This is a genomic window from Streptomyces sp. NRRL S-1022 (genome assembly GCF_000720135.1).
Taxonomy (GTDB): Bacteria; Actinomycetota; Actinomycetes; order Streptomycetales; family Streptomycetaceae; genus Streptomyces.
This window is the reverse complement of sequence record NZ_JOIU01000008.1, coordinates 85264-105782: the sequence shown is the minus strand read 5'-3', so window position 1 is coordinate 105782 and position 20519 is coordinate 85264. Positions and strand designations below refer to the sequence as shown.

General features: G+C 73.0%; 16 protein-coding genes and 1 riboswitch. Of the genes, 15 read left to right on the top strand and 1 reads right to left on the bottom strand.

The window, feature by feature from the left end:
* The first annotated feature begins 75 nt into the window (after positions 1-75).
* From IG05_RS0110960 to IG05_RS0110890, 14 genes are all read left to right on the top strand, one after another.
* Positions 76-2391, top strand: a complete 2316-nt coding sequence (locus IG05_RS0110960) for an N-6 DNA methylase (protein ID WP_030341485.1) — start codon at positions 76-78, stop codon at positions 2389-2391.
* 153 nt (positions 2392-2544) lie between these two features.
* The gene (locus IG05_RS0110955; protein ID WP_030341483.1) at positions 2545-3171 is read left to right on the top strand and encodes a hypothetical protein; all 627 of its coding nucleotides are present in this window, start codon (positions 2545-2547) and stop codon (positions 3169-3171) included.
* Between the two features lie 17 nt (positions 3172-3188).
* Positions 3189-4703, top strand: coding sequence for a serine/threonine-protein kinase (locus IG05_RS0110950; RefSeq protein WP_199808302.1), 1515 nt, complete (start codon positions 3189-3191; stop codon positions 4701-4703).
* Positions 4704-4830: 127 nt separating this feature from the next.
* Entirely contained in the window at positions 4831-5481 is a 651-nt protein-coding gene (locus tag IG05_RS0110945; RefSeq protein ID WP_030341479.1) for a SurA N-terminal domain-containing protein, read from the top strand.
* A 140-nt stretch (positions 5482-5621) separates the two neighbouring features.
* A complete protein-coding gene (locus IG05_RS0110940) occupies positions 5622-6611 on the top strand; it encodes a nucleoside triphosphate pyrophosphohydrolase (protein ID WP_030341478.1) in 990 nt (329 codons plus the stop codon).
* Between the two features lie 41 nt (positions 6612-6652).
* Positions 6653-9058, top strand: coding sequence for a hypothetical protein (locus IG05_RS0110930; RefSeq protein WP_158838847.1), 2406 nt, complete (start codon positions 6653-6655; stop codon positions 9056-9058).
* Complete coding sequence (locus IG05_RS0110925; RefSeq protein WP_030341476.1) at positions 9055-10365, top strand: cytochrome P450 family protein; 1311 nt, start codon at positions 9055-9057, stop codon at positions 10363-10365. The genes IG05_RS0110930 and IG05_RS0110925 overlap by 4 nt, the downstream gene beginning before the upstream one ends.
* 143 nt (positions 10366-10508) lie before the next feature.
* Positions 10509-11579, top strand: a complete 1071-nt coding sequence (locus IG05_RS0110920) for a transglycosylase family protein (RefSeq protein WP_030341475.1) — start codon at positions 10509-10511, stop codon at positions 11577-11579.
* Between the two features lie 182 nt (positions 11580-11761).
* Positions 11762-11938, top strand: a riboswitch (cyclic di-AMP (ydaO/yuaA leader).
* A gap of 4 nt (positions 11939-11942) precedes the next feature.
* Positions 11943-12671: a transglycosylase family protein gene (locus IG05_RS0110915; RefSeq protein WP_030341473.1), complete on the top strand. Its 729-nt coding sequence runs from the start codon at positions 11943-11945 to the stop codon at positions 12669-12671.
* A gap of 301 nt (positions 12672-12972) precedes the next feature.
* Positions 12973-14262, top strand: coding sequence for a phosphopyruvate hydratase (eno, locus tag IG05_RS0110910; protein WP_030341472.1), 1290 nt, complete (start codon positions 12973-12975; stop codon positions 14260-14262).
* 121 nt (positions 14263-14383) lie between these two features.
* Positions 14384-14860, top strand: a complete 477-nt coding sequence (locus IG05_RS0110905; RefSeq protein WP_030341470.1) for an FtsB family cell division protein — start codon at positions 14384-14386, stop codon at positions 14858-14860.
* Positions 14861-14907: 47 nt separating this feature from the next.
* Positions 14908-15444: a DUF501 domain-containing protein gene (locus IG05_RS0110900; protein WP_030341468.1), complete on the top strand. Its 537-nt coding sequence runs from the start codon at positions 14908-14910 to the stop codon at positions 15442-15444.
* Positions 15441-16382 (top strand): Ppx/GppA phosphatase family protein, encoded by a 942-nt coding sequence (locus tag IG05_RS0110895; protein WP_030341467.1) that lies wholly within the window; start codon positions 15441-15443, stop codon positions 16380-16382. Before IG05_RS0110900 ends, IG05_RS0110895 begins: the two co-directional genes overlap by 4 nt.
* A 445-nt stretch (positions 16383-16827) precedes the next feature.
* The gene (locus IG05_RS0110890; protein ID WP_078894043.1) at positions 16828-18210 is read left to right on the top strand and encodes an NAD(P)/FAD-dependent oxidoreductase; all 1383 of its coding nucleotides are present in this window, start codon (positions 16828-16830) and stop codon (positions 18208-18210) included.
* Between the two features lie 83 nt (positions 18211-18293).
* Here IG05_RS0110890 and IG05_RS0110885 read toward each other — a convergent pair whose 3' ends face one another.
* Complete coding sequence (locus tag IG05_RS0110885; protein WP_158838845.1) at positions 18294-18665, bottom strand: hypothetical protein; 372 nt, start codon at positions 18663-18665, stop codon at positions 18294-18296.
* Positions 18666-19191: 526 nt separating this feature from the next.
* On the opposite strand from IG05_RS0110885, the gene IG05_RS0110875 reads away from it, so the two are divergent.
* Positions 19192-20493 carry an SAM-dependent methyltransferase gene (locus tag IG05_RS0110875; protein ID WP_030341461.1) on the top strand — a complete coding sequence of 434 codons (1302 nt, stop codon included), beginning with the start codon at positions 19192-19194 and terminating at the stop codon, positions 20491-20493.
* Positions 20494-20519 lie beyond the last annotated feature (26 nt).

Here is a 20519-nt window from a genome sequence, read left to right as displayed (position 1 = left end):
TACACGCCGTGAACGAGTAGATCTTGTGTACGCCGGTATGCTCGGCGCACACACGGGACGAGGGGAGCAGGGCCGGTGCAGGACAACGCGACAGAGGTGACCGCAGCCGGTATCGCGCGGCTCGCCGGAGTGGGCCGTGCCGCCGTCAGCAACTGGCGCCGCCGGCACGCCGACTTCCCGAAGCCGGTCGGGGGTACCGAGACCAGCCCGTCCTTCGCCCTTGCCGAGGTCGAGGCATGGCTGCGCAGGCAGGGCAAACTCGCCGAGGTCCCGCTGCGCGAGCGCGTCTGGCAGCAGCTCGCCGGCCATCCGGAAGGCCCGCTGACGGCCCTGGTGCACGCCGGCTGCGTGCTGCTGCTCATCAACGAACGGCCCACCGTGTGGCTCGACGCGAGCGCGGGCTCGGACGCCAGGCTGGCCGCGGTGCTGCCGGGGGCGCTGGAGCAGGTACTGAGCCCGCGCTTGGGCGTCGGCGGAGGCGGTGTGAACGCGGCGGCCGGTGCCGGGGGTGTGAACGCTGCCGACGCGGGGGCCGGTGTGAGCGCTTCGGTCACGGCAGCTGGTGTGAACACCCCGCCAACTATTCACAGACCGTCGACGGTGCACGGCACGACGGCCGGACACTCCGCCACAGCCGCACCCGCCACAGCCGCGCCCGTCGCCGGCACGCCCGCCGCAGGCGCGGACGCCCAAGCCACCCCAGCCACAGCGGCCACGGCGGTTGTGCCGGCAGCCACGGCGGGCTCGCCCCAAGCCACCCCGCCCACCCCCGCCCTCCGTACTCCCTCCGCCCCCCAGCTCCTCCCCTCCGCCCCCCTCCTCCGCGGGGTCGCCGAGCTGGCCGCCGAGGCGGGGGCGCGGCAGACGTTCGAGTTCCTGCTGGGCCGGCACCTGGACGCCAACCCCCGGCAGTACACGCTGACCCCGGCCGAACTCGCCGGTCTCATGGCCGACCTCGCCGGACCGGCCCGTACCGCGCTGGACCCCGCCTGCGGCACCGGCGCCCTGCTGCGCGCCGTCGCCCCCCGTCCCGACCAGGAGCTGTACGCCCAGGACGGCGCCCCCGAGCTGGCCGCGCTCAGCGCGCTCCGGCTGGCGCTGCACGGCCGGGCCACCGTGCGCGCCGCCGCCGGCGACACCCTGCGCGCCGACGCCCACCCCGGCCTGCGCGCCGACGTGGTCCTGTGCCATCCGCCGTTCAACGAGCGCAACTGGGGCCACGACGAACTCGCCTACGACCCCCGCTGGGAGTACGGCTTCCCGGCGCGCACCGAGTCCGAGCTGGCCTGGGTGCAGCACGCGCTGGCCCGGCTGGCCGACGGCGGCACCGCCGTACTGCTCATGCCGCCGGCCGCGGCCTCCCGCCGTTCCGGGCGCCGGATCCGGGCCGATCTGCTGCGCCGGGGCGCGCTGCGGGCCGTCGTGGCGCTGCCGGTCGGCGCGGCACCGCCGTACAACATCCCGCTGCACCTGTGGGTGCTGCGCCGGCCCGACCGGATGCCGGCGACGCCCGAGGTGCTGCTCGTGGACACCGGGAGGTTCGCCGGGGAGGGGCGGGGCGGCCCGGACTGGGAGGCGGTACGGGAGGCCGTGACGGACGCCTGGCGCGCCTTCACGCGCGCGGGGCGGCTGACGGAGCGTCCGGGGCTGGCCCGCTCGGTGCCGGTCATCGAACTCCTCGACGACGACGTGGACCTCGCGCCCGCCCGCCATCTGCCGCCTGCGGTCGCCGACGGCGCGGAGCAGCTCACGCGGGTGCGTGAGCGCCTGGGCGCGACCCTGCGCCTGACCGCGGACCTCACCCCGCCGCCCGCCGACCCGGCACCGCCCGCGCGCTGGCCGCTCACCACCGTCGGTGAACTCGCGCGCGGGGGCGCGCTGGTGCTGCGCACCGGCGGGAACGGCGGCCACGCGCGCGTGCCGGTCCTCACCGACCACGACGTCCTGGCCGGCACGGCACCGTCGGGCACGCTCCCGGAGAGCGAGGAGGAGGCCGTGCTGACCGAGCCGGGCGACGTCGTCGTGCCGGTGCTCGGCGGGGGAGCGGTGACGCGTGTGATCGACGAGGCCACGGGCGGCGCCGCCCTGGGGCGCAACCTCGTCCTGCTGCGCCCCGACCGCACGGCGCTCGACCCGTGGTTCCTCGCCGGGTTCCTGCGCGGGACCGCCAACAACCGGCAGGCCACCAGCTACGCCTCCACGGCGACCCGGCTGGACGTGCGCCGGCTGCACCTGCCCCGGCTCCCGCTGGACGAACAGCGGCGCTACGGCGCACGGTTCCGCGCACTCGACGAGTTCGAGCGGGCGCTCCGGCAGGCGAGCCGGCTCGGGGAGCAGCTCGTGCGCGGGATGTACGACGGACTGACGGACGGCACGGTCGCACCCGGCTGAACCCGGCCCTGACACAGGGAAGTGATCAGTGCGGCAACGGTTCGGTACAACCCGTGACCGGTTGTCCTTGTCGGCCTATACGCTCGGACTCCGACCCGGACACCGTCCCGTCGGCGTCCGTCCCCATCGGTCCCACTCGGTCCAGGAGCAGTCATGTACGGCCACGGCACGGTGCCGCCTCCGCGCAGCGCGGGAACGGTCATATCCCTGCGCGTGATGTTCGCGGCGGCCGGGGCCCTCACGTGCGGACTGCTGTCCTGCCTCCCGCTGTTCCGGGCCGCCTTCGTGCGGGGCCGCTCGTACGACTGGCTGATCGCCTGGCTGAGCCTGCCGCTGTCCATCACGGGGCTGGTGGTGGTCGGCGAACTGCCGGAGGCGGACTGGCGCAGCGACCTCGCGCTGGGGCTGCTCCTGCTCCTCGGCGTGGTGTCCGCGGTGTACTACCTGGTCGTGGACATCCGGGTGCACCAGCAGCGGACGTTCGCCGGGTACGCGCACGCGCAGGCGCCCACCGTGCACGGCCCCTACGGCTACGGGCACCCGGCACCGCCGTACGCGACGCCCGGCCCGGTGCCGCAGCAGCCCGTACCGCCCGCGCACCACACGCCGGTGCCCCAGCCGCCCGTGCACCACACCCCGGTGCCCCCGGTGCCGCGGGCCGAGCCGCCGCAGCGTCCCGCGCCCGCCCGCATCGACCAGGTGCGCGCCGAACTCGACGAACTGAGCGACTACCTGCGCCGGCACGACGGACAAGAGGGCCGCGGCGAGGGCGGCCGGTGACCGTGGCGACGGGGCGCATGATCGCGGGCCGTTACGAACTGTCCACGCTCATCGGGCAGGGCGGCATGGGCCAGGTCTGGACGGCGTACGACCGCAGGCTCGACCGGCGCGTGGCGGTGAAGCTGCTGCGCCCCGACAAGGTGGCGGGCCAGGAGGCGGACGAGCTGCGCCGCAGGTTCGTGCGCGAGTGCCGGGTGACCGCGCAGGTGGACCACCCCGGGCTGGTGACGGTGCACGACGCGGGCAGCGAGGGCGAGGAACTGTTCCTCGTCATGCAGTACGTCGACGGCGCCGACCTCTCCGACCACCTCGCCGAGCACGACCCGTACCCGTGGCAGTGGGCGGTCGCGGTGGCCGCGCAGCTGTGCGCCGTGCTGAGCGCCGTGCACGCCGTGCCGATCGTGCACCGCGACCTCAAGCCGCGCAACGTGATGGTGAAGCAGGAGGGCACGGTCACCGTCCTCGACCTGGGCGTGGCCTCGGTGATGGACACCGACACCACCCGCCTCACGCACACCGGCTCCCCGATCGGCTCGCCCGCCTACATGGCGCCGGAGCAGGCGATGGGCGGCGCGGTCGGCCCGTACACCGACCTGTACGCGCTGGGTGTGCTGATGCACGAACTGCTCAGCGGCGAGGTGCCGTTCGCCGGCTCCACGGCGCTGGGCGTGCTGCACCGGCACCTGTACGAGCCGCCGCTGCCCGTGCGCCGGATCCGCCCCGAGGTGCCCGAGGCGCTGGAGGCGCTGGTGCTGCGGCTGCTCGCCAAGGACCCCCAGCACCGCCCCGCGTCCGCGCAGGAGGTGTACGAGGACCTGGCACTGCTGCTGCCCGCGCGCGGGACGCCCACGGGCGCGCCCCTGGACCCCACCCGCCCCTTCCTGCGCCCGCACGCCCCCTGGCCGGACCGCGCCAGGACCCCCGCGCCACAGCCCGCCCCGGTCGCGCCGGCCCCGCCGGTGGCCGAGAAGCCCGATGTCGCCGCCGCCGTCGACGAGGTCAAGCGCCTGCTGGGCGAGGGCCGCATCACGCAGGCCGTCGACATCCTGGGCGCGATCCTGCCGGCCGCCGCCGAGCAGCACGGCGAGCACTCCCCGGTGGTACGCACCCTGCGCAAGCAGTACGCGGCCACACTCATGGACGACGGCCAGTACCGGCGCGCGCTGCCCGAACTGCGCCGCCTCGGCGACGAACGCGCCGCCGAGGCCGGCCAGGCCGACCCGCAGTCGCTGCGCTACCGCTACGAGGCCGCGCAGTGCCTGGAGCAGCTGGGCGAACCGGCGGCGGCACTCGCGGAGTACCGCGCGCTGCTGCCGTACTACGAGAACCAGTACGTCTCCGGCGACCCGCAGCTCGCCCACGAGGTCCGCCGCCGCATCGGCCACCTCCTGCTCGCCCTCGGCGACCGTCCGGCCGCGCACGACACGCTCGCCCGGCTGGTCCTGGACGTGGAGCGGCTGCACGGCCCGGGCCACCCGATGGCCATGGAGGTCCGCCGGACCCTCCAGTGGCTGGGACAGGTGCGCGGATAGGCACGTGGCGGTGCCCGAAGCGGGTGCGAATCGTTGGTCGAATGGGTTGGCCAGGGCCCGCCCACTGCCTACCATCGATCACCGCAAGACCTTGTGCACCGTCGCACAATCTCCTCAGGAGGTTCCCTTGCACCGCCGCCGTCGCACCGCGCTCGTCCTCACCGCCGCGATCGCCGCCGCGGCACCCCTGCTGACCGCCTGCGGAAACGATGCGCACCCGGGCGCAGCCGCCGTCGTCGGCGGGCAGCGGATCACCGTCGCCCAGCTGGAGAGCCGGGTCGACGAGGTCCGCAAGGCCCAGCGGGCCGCGGTGCCGGACCAGACGCAGTACCAGCAGGTCGTCTCCTCCACCAGCGGCCTGACCCGCGACACCCTGCACAACATGGTGCTCGACCGGGTACTGCACCGCGCCGCGCAGGACCGGGGCATCACGGTCACCCGCAGCGAGATCCAGCGGATGCGCGGGGACCTGGAGCGGCAGGCCGGCGGCGGCAAGGGCCTGGAGGCGGCCTGGCTGCAGAAGTACGGCATCGCCCCGGCCCGCCTCGACGACAACCTGCGCCTGCAACTGGAGGCGCAGAAGCTCGCCTCCCGGCTCGGCACCGACACCAGCCAGCCCGCCTTCTGGAAGGCCCTGTCCAAGGCCTCGGAGGAACTCCACGTCGACCTCAACCCGCGCTACGGCGCCTGGGACGTGCAGAAGAGCAGCCGGGTGGACGCCGACACACCGTGGGTGCGGGAGGTCACGACGGCGGGCGGCGAGCCGGTCACCGCGTAGGCCGGCCACGGCCCGGGCCGCCCGGTCAGGCTTGGGCCGGCCGGGGGCGCGGCAGCGGGTCCGGTCATACGATCGCACGACCCCGTCGGCCCTGTGGACAACGCGATCCGCTCCCCGGTGCAGTGGGTTACGTTCGGTTCGTGAACGGAATCAGCCCCGAACCCAGTCCCGGATCCAGCCCCGGCCGCGTCGTCCTGCTCACCACCAGCCACCGCGTGGCCCCCGGCCTGCTGTCCTGGCCCGCCTGGCAGGCCCTGCGCACCGCCGACGCCGTGCTGTGCGCGGACGGCGCCCATCCGCAGCTGCCGTATCTGCGCGAGGCCGGGATAGCGGTGGCGCAGGCGTCCCCCACCGCCCGGGAACTGGTGGACACCTGCGCCGGCGGGCGCACGGTGGTGGTCGTGGCGACGGGCGAGGGCGAGCCGGCCCTCACCGACGGCCTCGCCCGGCTGGCCGGCTCCGGCCGGACCGCCATGCCGGAGCTGGAGCTGCTCCCCGCCTCCTACGACCTGCCCGGCGCCCGCCTGCTGGACCTCGTGCAGGTCATGGACCGGATCCGCGCCGAATGCCCCTGGTCCTCCCGGCAGACCCACGAGGGCCTGGCGAAGTACGGCATCGAGGAGGCGTACGAACTGGTCGAGGCGATCGAGGCCGGCGACCGCGAGGAACTGCGCGAGGAGCTGGGCGACGTCCTCCTCCAGGTCGTCTTCCACTCCCGGATCGCCGAGGAGGACCCCGACGCCCCGTTCTCCGTCGACGACGTGGCCGGCGGCATCGTCGCCAAGCTCATCCACCGGCACCCGCACGTCTTCGGCGACGAGCGGGCCGAGACCCCCGAGGACGTCAAGGAGCACTGGCTGCGCACCAAGGCCGAGGAGAAGCAGCGCACCTCCGTCACCGACGGCGTCCCGCTCGGCCAGCCCGGCCTGGCCCTCGCCGCCAAGCTCGCCTCCCGCACCCGGACGGCGGCCCTGGACGTCCCGCTCCCGCGGGGCGAGGGCATCGGCTACGAACTGCTGGCGCTGGCGGTACGCGCCGAGGCGGCCGGCATCGACCCGGAAGCGGCACTCCGCGCGGCGGCACGGGCGTACCGGGACGCGATACGGGCCGCTGAGGGGCTGTCAACTTAGTACCGTTGCACCGACGGGCGGGTGCGAGGGTGGGGGCCGACGTGACGACTGAGTTGGAGGAGCTGAGGCGCGCACTGTTGAGCGCGATCCGCCGCTCACCGGCCGTGGCGCTGCGGGTGGAGGAGGCGCTGGGGCGTGCGGGCATGGCCTACGCCGCGGAGGCCTGGACCCCGTGGGGCGACGACCGGCTCACGAGCGTCGCCCAGCTCCGGTCCCTGGCGCTGCTTCGCGCCCACCCCGACGCGTTCGACGAGTTGCTGGAGGTCGCCACGGACCCCGGCACAGCGCCCCCGGCGACCCGTACCACCCCCGAGACGCCCGGACCGGAGGAGGCCGGGGCGACCGGGGCGACCGAGGAGGAGGCGCGCGGGAAACCTGGACGCGGAATACAGGCCTCCGCGGATCGGGCACCTCAGGAGCAGGGCCCCCGGGAGCACACGGCGCAGGAGCGCGCACCCGGTCGGTCCGGCGCCCGGCCCCAGCCCACCAGCGACCACGTCGACTTCCGGTACGGCACCTTCCACGGGCCCACGGTGGGTGTGCAGCACCACCACTACGGCACCGCCCCGGTGCCGGCGGAGTGGCGGGCCGCCGACCGCGTGGGACCGCTGGAGTTCGGGGTGTGGCCGACACGGCCGGTGCCGGGGCTGCCCGACGTGCCGCCGTACGTGCCGCGCGACCGCGACGAGGAGCTGCGCGCCCTGGTGGCCCGCCCCGGCCTGGTGCTGCTCCTCGGCGAACCGTACGCGGGCACCTCGTACACCGCATGGAACGCGGTGCGCTCCCTTAAGGGCCACCGCGTGTACGCGCCGGACCCCGGGGAGGACCTGCGCCCCCTGGTGGCCGCACTGCGCAGCAGCCCCGGCGGACACGTGGTCTGGCTGGACGAGCTGACCCAGCACCTCGGCCCGGGCCGGCTGGACCTCCCGCTGCTCGGGCGGCTCAACGACCTCGGTGCCGTCGTGCTCGCCACGATGCGCCCCGCCGAGTACTACCGGAGGCGCGCCGGGACCGCCCCCGGCGACCGGGTCGTCGCCGCGGCCCGCACGGTGGAGCTGCGCCGGGAGTGGAGCGAGGCGGAGCTGGCGCGGCTGTCGGCGCGCGACGACCCGCGGGCGTACCCGGCGTACATGTGGAGCGGCAAGGAGGGGGTGGGGTCGTACTTCGCGGTCGGGCACCTGCTGTTCGACGACTGGCGGCGGCCGGGGACCCGGCAGGACCACCCGCTGGGGCGGTTACTGGTCCGGGCGGCGGTCGACGTCGCCCAGTGCGGGATCGAGAGCGCGGTGCCGGCGTCGCTGCTGAGGAAGGTGCAGAAGCGGTACGGGCAGGAGTACGCGGAGGCGGCGGCGAGGGAGGCGTACGAGCAGGCGTTCGCCTGGGCGACGGCGCCCATGTTCGGTGTCTCGGGGTTGCTCGTGGGGGGCGCGGAGGACGGCACCTGGCGGGCGTACGGGGCGCTGGTCGCTGAGGCGCTGGGGCGGGGGGACCTGGAGCCGGTGCCGGACCGGGTGTGGTGGACGCTGCTGGACACGGCCGAGAGCGGGTCCGGGGCCGGGGCACGGCTGGACCATGGCGCGATTCTCGGCGCGGCTCGTACGGCCCTGGGCCCGCGCGTCGAGGCGGGCGACGTGGCGGTGGCGTTCAACCTCGCGCTGCACACGGAGGGTGAGGAGAGCGAGGCCCTGCTGCGCCGTGCGGCCGACGGGGGGCACGCGAAGGCCGCCTCCGTGCTGGCGCTGCTGCTGGTGGAGCGGGGGGACGAGGAGGAGGCGCTGCCGTACCTGACGGCGGCGGCGCAGGCCGGATTCGCCTGGGCGGCGCGGCAGCTGGGCCGGTACCACCGCACTCGCGCCGAGCACTGGCTGCGGCAGGCAGCCGAGGCGGGTGACGGCGCGGCGGCGCACGAGCTGGGCGACATGCTGGTGGGGCCGGGTCGTGAGGAGGAGGCGGTGCGCTGGTACCGCCGGGCGGCGACCGCGGGTCACCGGGAGGTCGCGGGGAGCCTGGGCTCCCTCCTGGCGGGCTGGCAGAACCCGGAGGCGGAGGAGTGGCTGCGCTACGCGGCCGCCTGGGGTGACCCGCGCGCCGCCAACGACCTCGGGTTCTTACTCCTCACCACGAAGACGGGCGACGCTGCCGAGGTGGAGGCTCTGTACCGGCAGGCGGCGCAGGGCGGAGACGCGGCGGGCGCCGCCAACCTCGGTGTCGTCCTGGAGTCCCTCGGCCGGTACGAGGAGGCCGAGTCGTGGTACCGCACGGGACATGAGCGCGGATCCGTGTACGCCGCCCAGCACCTCGCCCAGATGCTGCGCGGACAGGGTAAGGACGCGGCAGCCGACGCGTGGCTGCGCGAGGCCGCCGTCGCCCCGAAGGGCCTGCCCGCCACGCTGCCGCCCCCACCCCCCGCCCCACCCGCCGGGCGGCCGGATACCGTCGAGGAGTGACCAATGAGCCCGGCCCCCCGCCCGCCCCCGCCCTGTTCACCTGGGAGTTCGCCGCCGATCCGTACCCCGCCTACGCCTGGCTGCGCGAGCACGCGCCGGTGCACCGGACGCGGTTGCCGAGCGGTGTCGAGGCGTGGCTGGTCACCCGGTACGCCGATGCCCGGCAGGCGCTGGCCGACCAGCGGCTGAGCAAGAACCCGGCGCACCACGACGAGCCCGCGCACGCCAAGGGCAAGACCGGCATCCCGGGCGAGCGCAAGGCCGAGCTGATGACACACCTGCTGAACATCGACCCGCCGGACCACACCCGGCTGCGCAGGCTCGTCAGCAAGGCGTTCACCCCCCGCCGGGTCGCCGAGTTCGCCCCCCGGGTGCAGGAGCTGACCGACGACCTCATCGACCGGTTCGCGCAGAGCGGCTCGGCCGACCTCATCCACGAGTTCGCCTTCCCGCTGCCCATCTACGCCATCTGCGACCTGCTCGGCGTCCCGCGCGAGGACCAGGACGACTTCCGGGACTGGGCGGGCATGATGATCCGGCACGGCGGAGGCCCCCGCGGCGGGGTCGCCCGGTCGGTGAAGAAGATGCGCGGCTACCTCGGCGAGCTGATCCACAGGAAGCGGGAGGCGCTGCCCGCCGAGCCCGCGCCCGGCGAGGATCTGATCTCCGGCCTCATCCGGGCCTCCGACCACGGCGAGCACCTCACCGAGAACGAGGCCGCGGCCATGGCCTTCATCCTGCTGTTCGCCGGCTTCGAGACGACCGTCAACCTCATCGGCAACGGCACCTACGCCCTGCTCACCCACCCCGAGCAGCGCCACCGGCTGCAGGAGTCCCTGGCCCGCCACGAGACCGGCCTGCTGGCGACCGGCGTGGAGGAACTCCTGCGCTTCGACGGCCCGGTGGAGCTGGCCACCTGGCGGTTCGCCACCGAGCCGCTCACCATCGGCGGGCAGGACATCGCGCCGGGCGATCCGGTGCTCGTCGTCCTCGCCGCCGCCGACCGGGACCCGGAGCGGTTCGCCGACCCGGACGTGCTGGACCTGGCCCGCCGCGACAACCAGCACCTCGGGTACGGGCACGGCATCCACTACTGCCTGGGCGCGCCGCTCGCCCGTCTGGAGGGCCAGACCGCGCTCGCGACCCTGCTCACCCGGCTGCCGGACCTGCGGCTCGCCGCGGACCCGGCGGAGCTGCGCTGGCGCGGCGGGCTCATCATGCGCGGCCTGCGCACCCTGCCCGTGGAGTTCACGCCGGTCCCCGGGGGCGGCGGAGCGAATCATGACGGCCCCTCAGCAGGAAGATGACAACATCTCAACTCTGTGATCTTCACGTGATCTGTGCGGCATGAACTTGTGACAAGTGATCGTCTGCCGATACGTTCACCCATCAGCGCGGCGACCGGCTCCACCCGCCGCGTCGGCTCTGCTGTCGCTCGAAAGGCTTCTGCATGCTCTCCGGGAACGGTCGGCACCGTCGCCCCCGCCAGGCACCCGCCCTCCTCGTCGCGGCCGGAGTGACCGGCTCCGCCATCGCCATCCCGCTCCTCGGCGCGGCGAGCGCCAACGCGGCCGACGGCACCACGTGGGACAAGGTGGCCGAATGCGAGAGCGGCGGCTCCTGGAGCGCGGACACCGGCAACGGGTACTACGGCGGCCTGCAGATCTCGCAGGAGGACTGGAACGCCTACGGCGGCGGCCAGTACGCGGCCAGCCCCGACCAGGCCAGCCGCAACCAGCAGATCGCCGTCGCCGAGAAGATCCTCACCGACAAGGGCACGTCCCCGTGGGCCACCTGCGCCCTGCTGTCCGGGCTGACCACGGGCTCGGGCTCCGTGGACGTCGACACGGGCGTCGGCGGCTCCGGTGCCACCGACGGTTCGGGTGAGACGTCCGGATCGGCCGAGAACTCCGATACATCCGGCAACCCCGGTTCCTCCGGCGCCTCCGACGGCTCCGGTCCGGCCGGCCGGCCGGACGCGCCGCCCTCCACCGGTACCGGTTCCGATGCCAACTCGGGCGCGGACTCCGGCTCCTCGTCGGACGCGACCGTCACGCCGAGTGGAAAGCCGGACAAGAGCGCCAATGCGGACACCGGCTCCAAGGGCACCAACACCCCCAAGTCGGACAAGTCCGCTTCGCCGGGCACCGGAGAGTCGCGGGAGTCCGCTCCGCCGGCGACCCCGGGCACCGGTGCCGCCGGCAACCCCCAGCAGGCCGCCGGTTCCTGGAGCCTGGTCGACACCGGAGCCCTCAATGGCGGGCGCCACCGTGGGGCGAGCGCGGACGAAAACGTGACAAACGGTCAGGACGTCACCTCTTCCGGGCGGCACGCGGTGCGCGAAACGGACACCTACACCGTCCGCGAGGGCGACACCCTCGCCTCCATCGCCGACTCCCTTGAGGTCGACGGCGGATGGCGCGCGCTCTACGCCGGCAACAAGAAGGCCATCGGGGCCGACCCGAACCACATCAGCGCCGGTCAGACCCTGGATGTCGAGGGCGAAACCGGCGCGAAGTAGGCGGAGTTGGCGCCCACTTAACGCCCTAATGTCCGGTTTGGTGAAAGTGTGGGATGAGTCTCAGAAGCCCTGATCGTCTTTGAAATTCCACGGATCGCGTGTCTACGGTCGAGGCCGCTCGTCACCACGAGCCCCGGCAGTCGCAACGCCGAATCCTGCCAGCGGTTGCCCGGGAACAGTCGTCGCGTCAAGCGCCGTAGGCAGGAGCGGGGGACCCAAGGTAAGTGCCGGGCCCGGCAGTTGACTGCCGGAACCGGCTGGGGGTGAAGCCGCGCGACCCGCGACAGCGGGAGCGCGGCCGGGCAACTCAACCGGCCCGAACCCGACAGCTCACCTCGCAGGCGTCGGTGAGGGGATCGATCCATGCTGTTTACCGGCAAGGGCAAGCACCGTCGTCCGTCCAAGGCCGTCCGCGCCATCACGCTCGCCGGTGTCACCGGCGCCGCCGTGGCCGCCCCGCTGATGGCGGCCGGCAACGCCTCCGCCGCCACCTCCGCCGAGTGGGACAAGGTCGCCCAGTGCGAGTCCGGCGGCAACTGGTCCATCAACACCGGCAACGGCTACTACGGCGGTCTGCAGTTCTCCGCCTCCACCTGGGCCGCGTACGGCGGCACCGCCTACGCCCCGCAGGCCAACCAGGCCGGCAAGGCCCAGCAGATCGCAGTCGCCGAGAAGGTCCTGGCCGCGCAGGGCAAGGGCGCCTGGCCGGTCTGCGGCACGGGCCTGTCCGGCACCCCGTACAACGGCTCCGCGCCGAGCACCTCCTCGAACTCGGGCAGCGGCACCGGCACGGGCACCAGCACCGGCACCGGCACCACCACCCGCTCCACCGAGCAGCAGCCGGCCTCCCGCTCCGCCGAGCGTCCGGCCGCGAGCGCGAGCAAGGGCCAGAGCAAGACCGTCACCACCCCGACCGGCAAGAAGGTCAAGAAGGGCGACGGCGAGTACAAGGTCGTCACCGGCGACACGCTCAGCACCATCGCCCAGCAGCACCACGTGCAGGGCGGCTGGGAGAAGCTGTTCGAGCTGAACAAGGGCATCGTCGAGGACGCCAACCTGATCTACCCGGGTCAGCAGCTGCACCTGAAGTGACACCCGGCCCCCGGCCGGATCACCGGGCCCGCGCATCCGTGCGGGCCACCCTGTAGACCCCCGTGCGGGCCACCCCCCGTCCCCACGGGCCCCCGCCCCGGTGCGTGTTCCCCCGTACGCACCGGGGCGGGGTTTTTTCATGCCCTCCGTCAGCCCCTTTGTTTCAGGCAGGAACAAAAGGTAGCGTCGCCTTGTCCACGGGGCGGTCGGTCGGTGGCCGACGCCCCCGGGACGGTTAGGCTCTAGGCGCAAGGCACACCAGCCCCGCACTTCCAGCGTCACATCCAAGAAGGAGATGCTCGTGCCGTCCATCGACGTCGTCGTAGCCCGGGAAATCCTGGACTCCCGAGGCAACCCCACGGTCGAGGTCGAGGTCGGCCTCGACGACGGCAGCACGGGTCGTGCCGCCGTTCCGTCCGGCGCCTCGACCGGCGCCTTCGAGGCCATCGAGCTCCGCGACGGTGACCCGAACCGCTACCAGGGCAAGGGTGTCGAGAAGGCCGTCCTCGCCGTCATCGAGCAGATCGGCCCGGAGCTGGTCGGCTACGACGCCACCGAGCAGCGCCTGATCGACCAGGCCATGTTCGACCTGGACGCCACCGACAACAAGGGCTCCCTCGGCGCCAACGCCATCCTCGGCGTCTCGCTCGCCGTCGCCCACGCCGCCTCCGAGGCCAGCGACCTGCCCCTGTTCCGCTACCTGGGCGGCCCGAACGCGCACCTGCTGCCGGTGCCGATGATGAACATCCTGAACGGCGGCTCGCACGCCGACTCCAACGTGGACATCCAGGAGTTCATGATCGCCCCGATCGGCGCGGAGTCCTTCTCCGAGGCCCTGCGCTGGGGCACCGAGGTCTACCACACCCTCAAGAAGGTCCTGAAGAACAAGGGCCTGTCCACCGGCCTCGGCGACGAGGGCGGCTTCGCCCCGAACCTCGGCTCCAACCGCGAGGCCCTCGACCTCATCCTCGAGGCCATCAAGGAGGCCGGCTACGCCCCCGGCGAGCAGATCGCCCTCGCGCTCGACGTGGCCGCCTCCGAGTTCTACAAGGACGGCGCGTACCTCTTCGAGGGCAAGGAGCGCTCCGCCGCCGAGATGACGGAGTACTACGAGGAGCTCGTGGCGGCCTACCCGCTCGTCTCCATCGAGGACCCGCTGTTCGAGGACGACTGGGACGGCTGGAAGATCATCACCGACAAGCTCGGCGACAAGGTCCAGCTGGTCGGCGACGACCTGTTCGTCACCAACCCCGAGCGCCTCGCCCGCGGCATCGAGGAGGGCGCGGCCAACGCCCTGCTGGTCAAGGTCAACCAGATCGGCTCGCTGACCGAGACCCTGGACGCCGTCGAGCTGGCCCAGCGCAACGGCTTCAAGTGCATGATGTCCCACCGCTCCGGCGAGACCGAGGACGTCACCATCGCCGACCTGGCCGTCGCCACCAACTGCGGCCAGATCAAGACCGGCGCCCCGGCCCGCTCCGAGCGCGTCGCCAAGTACAACCAGCTGCTGCGCATCGAGGAGATCCTCGACGACGCCGCGGTCTACGCCGGCCGCAGCGCCTTCCCGCGGTTCCGCTCCGCGAACCAGTAGGTGCAGCACGGGCTGACCCAGCCCGGGCCAAGTCTCAGCCAGTCGTACGTACGTCCCCGTACCCGGTCCCGTACCGTGTCCGGGGACGTACGCACGTGTGAAAGGGGAGGCGGAGAGCCAGATGGCCGTGAAGGACCGGGACCGTTTCTCCACCGCGACCAGGCTGCGGCTGCTCGGCGAGCAGACCGCGGCCCGGGTCTACCGTTCCCAGACCAAGCGGCAGGCACGCCGCTCCCGCCTCACCGGCCGCGCGGCACTGCTCGCGCTGGTGCTGTGCTCCCTGGTCGTCGCCCTCGCCTACCCGATGCGTCAGTACGTCTCCCAGCGCGCGGAGATCGCCGACCTGCGGCGGCAGCGGGAGCAGGCCCGCGAACGCGTCGAGCAGCTGCGTGACCTGAAGGCGCGCTGGCAGGACGACGCCTACGCCGAGCAGCAGATCCGCCGCCGGCTGCACTACGTGAAGCCCGGCGAGACCGGGTACGTGGTGGTCGACCCGGGCGCGGCCAGGCCGTCCCGTGCCGACCTCGGGGCCGCCCACCGGCCCTGGTACGCGAACGTCTGGGACGGCGTCGACAAGTCCGACGCCTCCGACCAGTGAGCCGGCGTCACGGCCGGTACGACCAGAAAGCCACCCTGAAAGCAGTCATGGAAACCTCTCCGCCGCCCACTCCGCGCACCGACCCCACCGACGCGGACGTAGAGGCCTTCAAGCAGCAGCTGGGCCGCCCGCCGCGGGGCCTGCGGGCCATCGCGCACCGCTGCCCGTGCGGTCAGCCGGACGTCGTGGAGACGGCTCCGCGCCTGCCCGACGGCACGCCCTTCCCGACGCTCTACTACCTGACGTGCCCGAAGGCGTCCTCCGCCATCGGCACGCTGGAGGCGAACGGCGTGATGAAGGAGATGACCGAGCGGCTGCAGACCGATCCCGAGCTGGCCGCCGCCTACCGGGCCGCGCACGAGGACTACATCCGCCGCCGGGACGAGATCGAGGTGCTGCAGGGCTTCCCGAGCGCCGGCGGCATGCCGGACCGGGTCAAGTGCCTGCACGTGCTCGTCGCCCACTCGCTGGCCGCCGGACCGGGCGTGAACCCGCTCGGCGACGAGGCCCTGGCGATGCTGCCCGAGTGGTGGCGCAAGGGCGCGTGCGTGACGCTCGACGACCGTGAGGGGGACGGGAAGTGACCCGCGTGGCCGCCGTCGACTGCGGCACCAACTCCATCCGCCTGCTCGTCGCCGACGCCGACCCGGCGACGGGTGAACTGACCGAGCTGGACCGCCGGATGACGATCGTGCGGCTCGGCCAGGGTGTCGACCGCACCGGCCGGCTCGCGCCCGAGGCGCTGGAGCGCACCTTCGCGGCCTGCCGCGAGTACGCGGCCGTCATCAAGGAGTACGGCGCCGAGCGCCTCCGCTTCGTCGCCACCTCCGCCTCCCGCGACGCCGAGAACCGGGACGACTTCGTGCGGGGCGTGCTGGACATCCTCGGGGTCGAGCCGGAGGTCATCTCCGGCGACCAGGAGGCCGAGTTCTCCTTCACCGGCGCCACCAGGGAACTCGCCGGCCGCACCGACCTGACCCGGCCCTACCTGGTCGTGGACATCGGCGGCGGCTCCACGGAGTTCGTCGTCGGCGACGACCACGTGTGCGCCGCCCGCTCGGTGGACGTCGGCTGCGTGCGGATGACCGAGCGGCACCTGGCGCACGACGGCCGGGTGACCGACCCGCCCACCGAGGAGCAGGTCGCCGCGATAAGGGCCGACATCGAGGCCGCCCTGGACCTCGCCGAGCAGACGGTCCCGCTGCGCGAGGCGCGCACCCTGGTGGGCCTGGCCGGGTCCGTCACCACGGTGTCCGCGATCGCCCAGGAGCTGCCCGCGTACGACTCCGCGCGCATCCACCACTCCCGGATCTCCCGGGACCGGGTGCGGGAGATCACCGAGTGGCTGCTGCGCTCCACGCACGCCGAGCGGGCCGCGATCCCGTCCATGCACCCGGGCCGGGTCGACGTCATCGGTGCGGGCGCCCTCGTACTGCTGGCGATCATGGAGCGGACCGGGGCCGAGGAGGTCGTGGTGAGCGAGCACGACATCCTCGACGGCATCGCGTGGTCGGTGGCGTAGCTCTCTTTTGTTACCAGTCGGTAGCCATCTGCTGAGCAGGGTGGATAACGTCTGAGCACGGTCGGGGGCCCCCTTGAGGGGCCCTCTGGCGCAGCCGGGCGGAAAAGTTCGTGAAGTTCTTCACAAGGAATTCCCGCCGGTCGGTCGCCGGAAGGGGGCCCATTGGCCCTTCCGGGGGATCAAGAGCCGTTTGAACATGTTCAGATGGAGGGCGCGAGAGGGGCTCGGAAGGGGTTGTTCCGAGAGTGTCACGACGCCCTCACGGTGACCCCGAAGTGCCGGAGAGGCAGCTCACGCGGCCTTGACAACGGGGCGAAGCACCCCGCGGTTCCCCGTCGCCGACATGACCTGCGTCACGCGAGCCGCGGAGTTTAACACAGGCCCTGTAAGAGCTTGTGAAGGGGCGCACGAGCGACCCCCAGTCGGCGGGTGGATACTCGATGGCATGAGCACCACGGAGCGTCCCAGGATCCTCGTAGTAGGCGGTGGGTACGTAGGCCTGTACGCAGCTCGGCGCATCCTCAAGAAGATGCGCTACGGCGAGGCGACCGTCACGGTCGTCGACCCCCGGTCGTACATGACCTACCAGCCCTTCCTCCCCGAAGCCGCCGCCGGCAGCATCTCCCCTCGGCACGTCGTCGTCCCGCTGCGACGCGTGCTGCCGAAGGCGGAGGTCCTCACCGGCCGGGTCACCACCATCGACCAGGACCGCAAGGTCGCCACGATCGCCCCGCTGGTGGGCGAGGCGTACGAGCTGCCCTTCGACTACCTGGTCATCGCGATGGGCGCGGTCTCCCGCACCTTCCCGATCCCCGGCCTCGCCGAGCAGGGCATCGGCATGAAGGGCATCGAGGAGTCCATCGGCCTGCGCAACCACGTCCTTGAGCAGCTGGACAAGGCCGACTCCACGAACGACGAGGAGATCCGCCGCAAGGCGCTCACCTTCGTCTTCATCGGCGGTGGCTTCGCGGGTGCGGAGACCATCGGCGAGGTCGAGGACATGGCGCGCGATGCCGCCAAGTACTACAAGAACGTGTCCCGCGAGGACATGCGTTTCATCCTCGTCGACGCCGCCGACAAGATCCTCCCCGAGGTCGGTCCCAAGCTCGGCCAGTACGGCAAGGAGCACCTGGAGGGCCGCGGTGTGGAGATCTACCTCTCCACCTCGATGGACTCCTGCGTCGACGGCCACGTCGTGCTGAAGAACGGCCTCGAGGTCGACTCCAACACCATCGTGTGGACCGCCGGCGTCAAGCCGAACCCGGCCCTCGCCCGCTTCGGCCTGCCCCTCGGCCCGCGCGGCCACGTCGACTGCGAGCCCACGCTCCAGGTCAAGGGCACGGACTACATCTGGGCCGCCGGCGACAACGCGCAGGTCCCGGATCTCGTCGGCCGCAAGGCGGGCAACGAGAACGCCTGGTGCCCGCCGAACGCCCAGCACGCGCTGCGCCAGGCCAGGGTCCTGGGCGACAACGTGGTCTCCGGTATGCGGGGCTTCCCGCAGAAGGAGTACGAGCACGCCAACAAGGGTGCGGTCGCCGGTCTCGGCCTGCACAAGGGCGTGGCGATGATCGTCATGGGCAAGATGAAGATCAAGCTCAAGGGCCGCCTCGCCTGGTACATGCACCGTGGCTACCACGGCATGGCGATGCCGACCTGGAACCGCAAGATCCGCGTCTTCGCCGACTGGACCCTCGGCATGTTCCTCAAGCGCGAGGTCGTCTCCCTCGGCGCCATGGAGAACCCCCGCGAGGAGTTCTACGAGGCCGCCAAGCCCGCGCCGGTCGCCGCCGCGAGCAAGTCCGAGGAGAAGGCCAAGGCCTCCTGACCTCAGGTCCACCAGCACTGCCCGAAGGGGCCGCCCGCCATCCGTGGTGCGGGCGGCCCCTTCGGGCTGTGTGCGGTCCCCGGTCAGGCGGAGCGCGGGACCTCGTCGGACTGAGTGCCCCGGCCGGACTGCGCGTCGTGGCCGGCCGGCACCGTGATGCTGTCCAGGGCGCGCTGGTGGTCGCGGTCCATCTCGTCCCGATGGCCGTGCACGGAGGCCGTGAACACGGTCAGCAGGTACGTGCCCTGGTCGACGAGGCGGATGTGGCCCCTGGTGCCGTCGGGCGCCGTCAGCTCCGCACTCGGTTCCCGGTGGCCGTCCGCGGTCACGCCCTCCGTGACACCGGTGCTGCGCAGCACGTCGTCGGAGGACGGGGCGTCGGAGTTGTAGCCGTCGACGGCCGCCTTGAGGCTGCCCCGGAGGTCCCACGGGGCGGAGGGGTCCGTGCCGGGCACGTCCTCCACGCTGAAGCCGATGACTGTCCCTGCCCGGCAGCCGGACCGAGATGCCGCTCGGCGAATCGGTGATCTGCGCCCACCGGGCGGAGGCGTCGGCGACGGCCGCGGTCCGCGGCGCCGGAGCGGCGAACGCGGTGCCGGGCAGCAGCACACCGCAGGTGATCACCGTGGCGGCGGCGAGGAGAGTGAGGCGCTGGAGGCGGGAGAGACAGGTCATCGGGATGCACAACCTCGGGAGGGGGGAGGTGGGGGTGTCTCCATCAGAGCCCGGCTCCCGGGGGCGGGTCATGCCCCGGCTTCCCGTGGCACGCGGACTCGGGACTTGACCCGGGCCGGGGCGCGGCGCACCATCGCGCGCCCCGCCCGCCTGCCTGCCCGCTCCGTCGCACGCCGCGATCCGTCCGCTCGTCCCGGCGACATGGCCGCGGAGTGTCGGCATTCGCATACGGAGGGGAATGACCCCGGCGTACGCGATCGTTTTCCGGAAGACGGTGTCAGACGTCTCTAGACGGAGGTGTGCGCCATGGCCGAAGCCGCGCAGCGGCTGCGGAGTCTTGCCGAGCAGATGACGGGAGCCCCGCTCCCGCTGCGACTGAAAGCCTGGGACGGATCGCAGGCCGGCCCGCCCGACGCGCCGGCCCTCGTCGTGCGCAACCGCCGCGCCCTGCGCCGCATGCTGTTCAAACCCGGCGAACTGGGTCTGGCCCGCGCCTGGGTCTCCGGCGACCTGGAGATCGAGGGCGACCTGTACGCCGCGCTCGACGTGTTGTCGGGCCTGGTCTGGGAGCGCGGGGAGGACGCCCGCGGCCTCGTCCAGGCCGTGCGCGACCCCGAGGTCCGGGCGGCCGCCCGCGAGCTGCTGAAACTGGCCGGCCCGCCGATCCCGCCCGCCCCGCCGCGCGAGGAGATCCGCAGACCCCGCCGGCGCCTGCACACCCGCCGCACCGACAAGCGCGCCATCAGCCACCACTACGACGTCGGCAACGACTTCTACGAGCTCGTCCTCGGCCCCTCCATGGTGTACTCCTGCGCGTACTGGGAGGCCGCCGAAAAAGGCGCGACCCTGGAGACCGCCCAGCGCGACAAGCTCGAACTGGTCTGCGCCAAGCTGGGCCTGAGGGAGGGTCAGCGGCTGCTGGACGTCGGCTGCGGCTGGGGCTCCATGGCCATCCACGCGGCCCGCGAGTACGGCGTGAGCGTCGTCGGCGTCACGCTGTCCCAGGAGCAGGCGGCGTACGCCCGCAAGCGCGTCGCCGACGAGGGGCTGACCGACCGGGTGGAGATCAGGGTCCAGGACTACCGGGACGTCGCGGACGGCCCGTTCGACGCGATCTCCTCCATCGGCATGGCCGAACACGTCGGCGCCGAGAAGTACCTGGAGTACGCCCGCCAGCTGTACGACCTGCTCAAGCCCGGCGGACGGCTGCTCAACCACCAGATCGGCCGCCGCCCGCAGCGGGACGAGTCGGCGTACGAGGTGGACGAGTTCATCGACTCCTACGTCTTCCCCGACGGCGAACTCGCCCCCGTCGGCACCACCGTCACCCAGCTGGAGCGGGCCGGCTTCGAGGTCCGGGACGTGGAGTCCATCCGCGAGCACTACGCCCTCACCCTGCGCCGCTGGGTCGCCAACCTGGAGGCCGACTGGGACCACGCGGTCCGGCTCACCAGCCCCGGCCGCGCCCGGGTCTGGCGGCTGTACATGGCCGCCTGCGCGCTCGCCTTCGAACACAACCGCATCGGTGTCAACCAGGTCCTGGCGGTCCGCACGCCCGAGTCCGGCACCTCCGGGCTCCCGCTGCGGCCCCGCACCTGGCACGGCTGACACCGGTACGGCACGGCACGCAAGGG

Excerpts from the sequence above, each read along its gene's own strand:
- IG05_RS0110875 (WP_030341461.1), top strand. The coding sequence starts at position 19,192 with ATGGCCGAAGCCGCGCAGCGGCTGCGGAGTCTTGCCGAGCAGATGACG.
- IG05_RS0110920 (WP_030341475.1), top strand. The coding sequence starts at position 10,509 with ATGCTCTCCGGGAACGGTCGGCACCGTCGCCCCCGCCAGGCACCCGCC.
- IG05_RS0110955 (WP_030341483.1), top strand. The coding sequence starts at position 2,545 with ATGTACGGCCACGGCACGGTGCCGCCTCCGCGCAGCGCGGGAACGGTC.
- IG05_RS0110900 (WP_030341468.1), top strand. The coding sequence starts at position 14,908 with ATGGAAACCTCTCCGCCGCCCACTCCGCGCACCGACCCCACCGACGCG.
- IG05_RS0110915 (WP_030341473.1), top strand. The coding sequence starts at position 11,943 with ATGCTGTTTACCGGCAAGGGCAAGCACCGTCGTCCGTCCAAGGCCGTC.
- IG05_RS0110905 (WP_030341470.1), top strand. The coding sequence starts at position 14,384 with ATGGCCGTGAAGGACCGGGACCGTTTCTCCACCGCGACCAGGCTGCGG.
- IG05_RS0110890 (WP_078894043.1), top strand. The coding sequence starts at position 16,828 with ATGAGCACCACGGAGCGTCCCAGGATCCTCGTAGTAGGCGGTGGGTAC.
- IG05_RS0110950 (WP_199808302.1), top strand. The coding sequence starts at position 3,189 with ATGATCGCGGGCCGTTACGAACTGTCCACGCTCATCGGGCAGGGCGGC.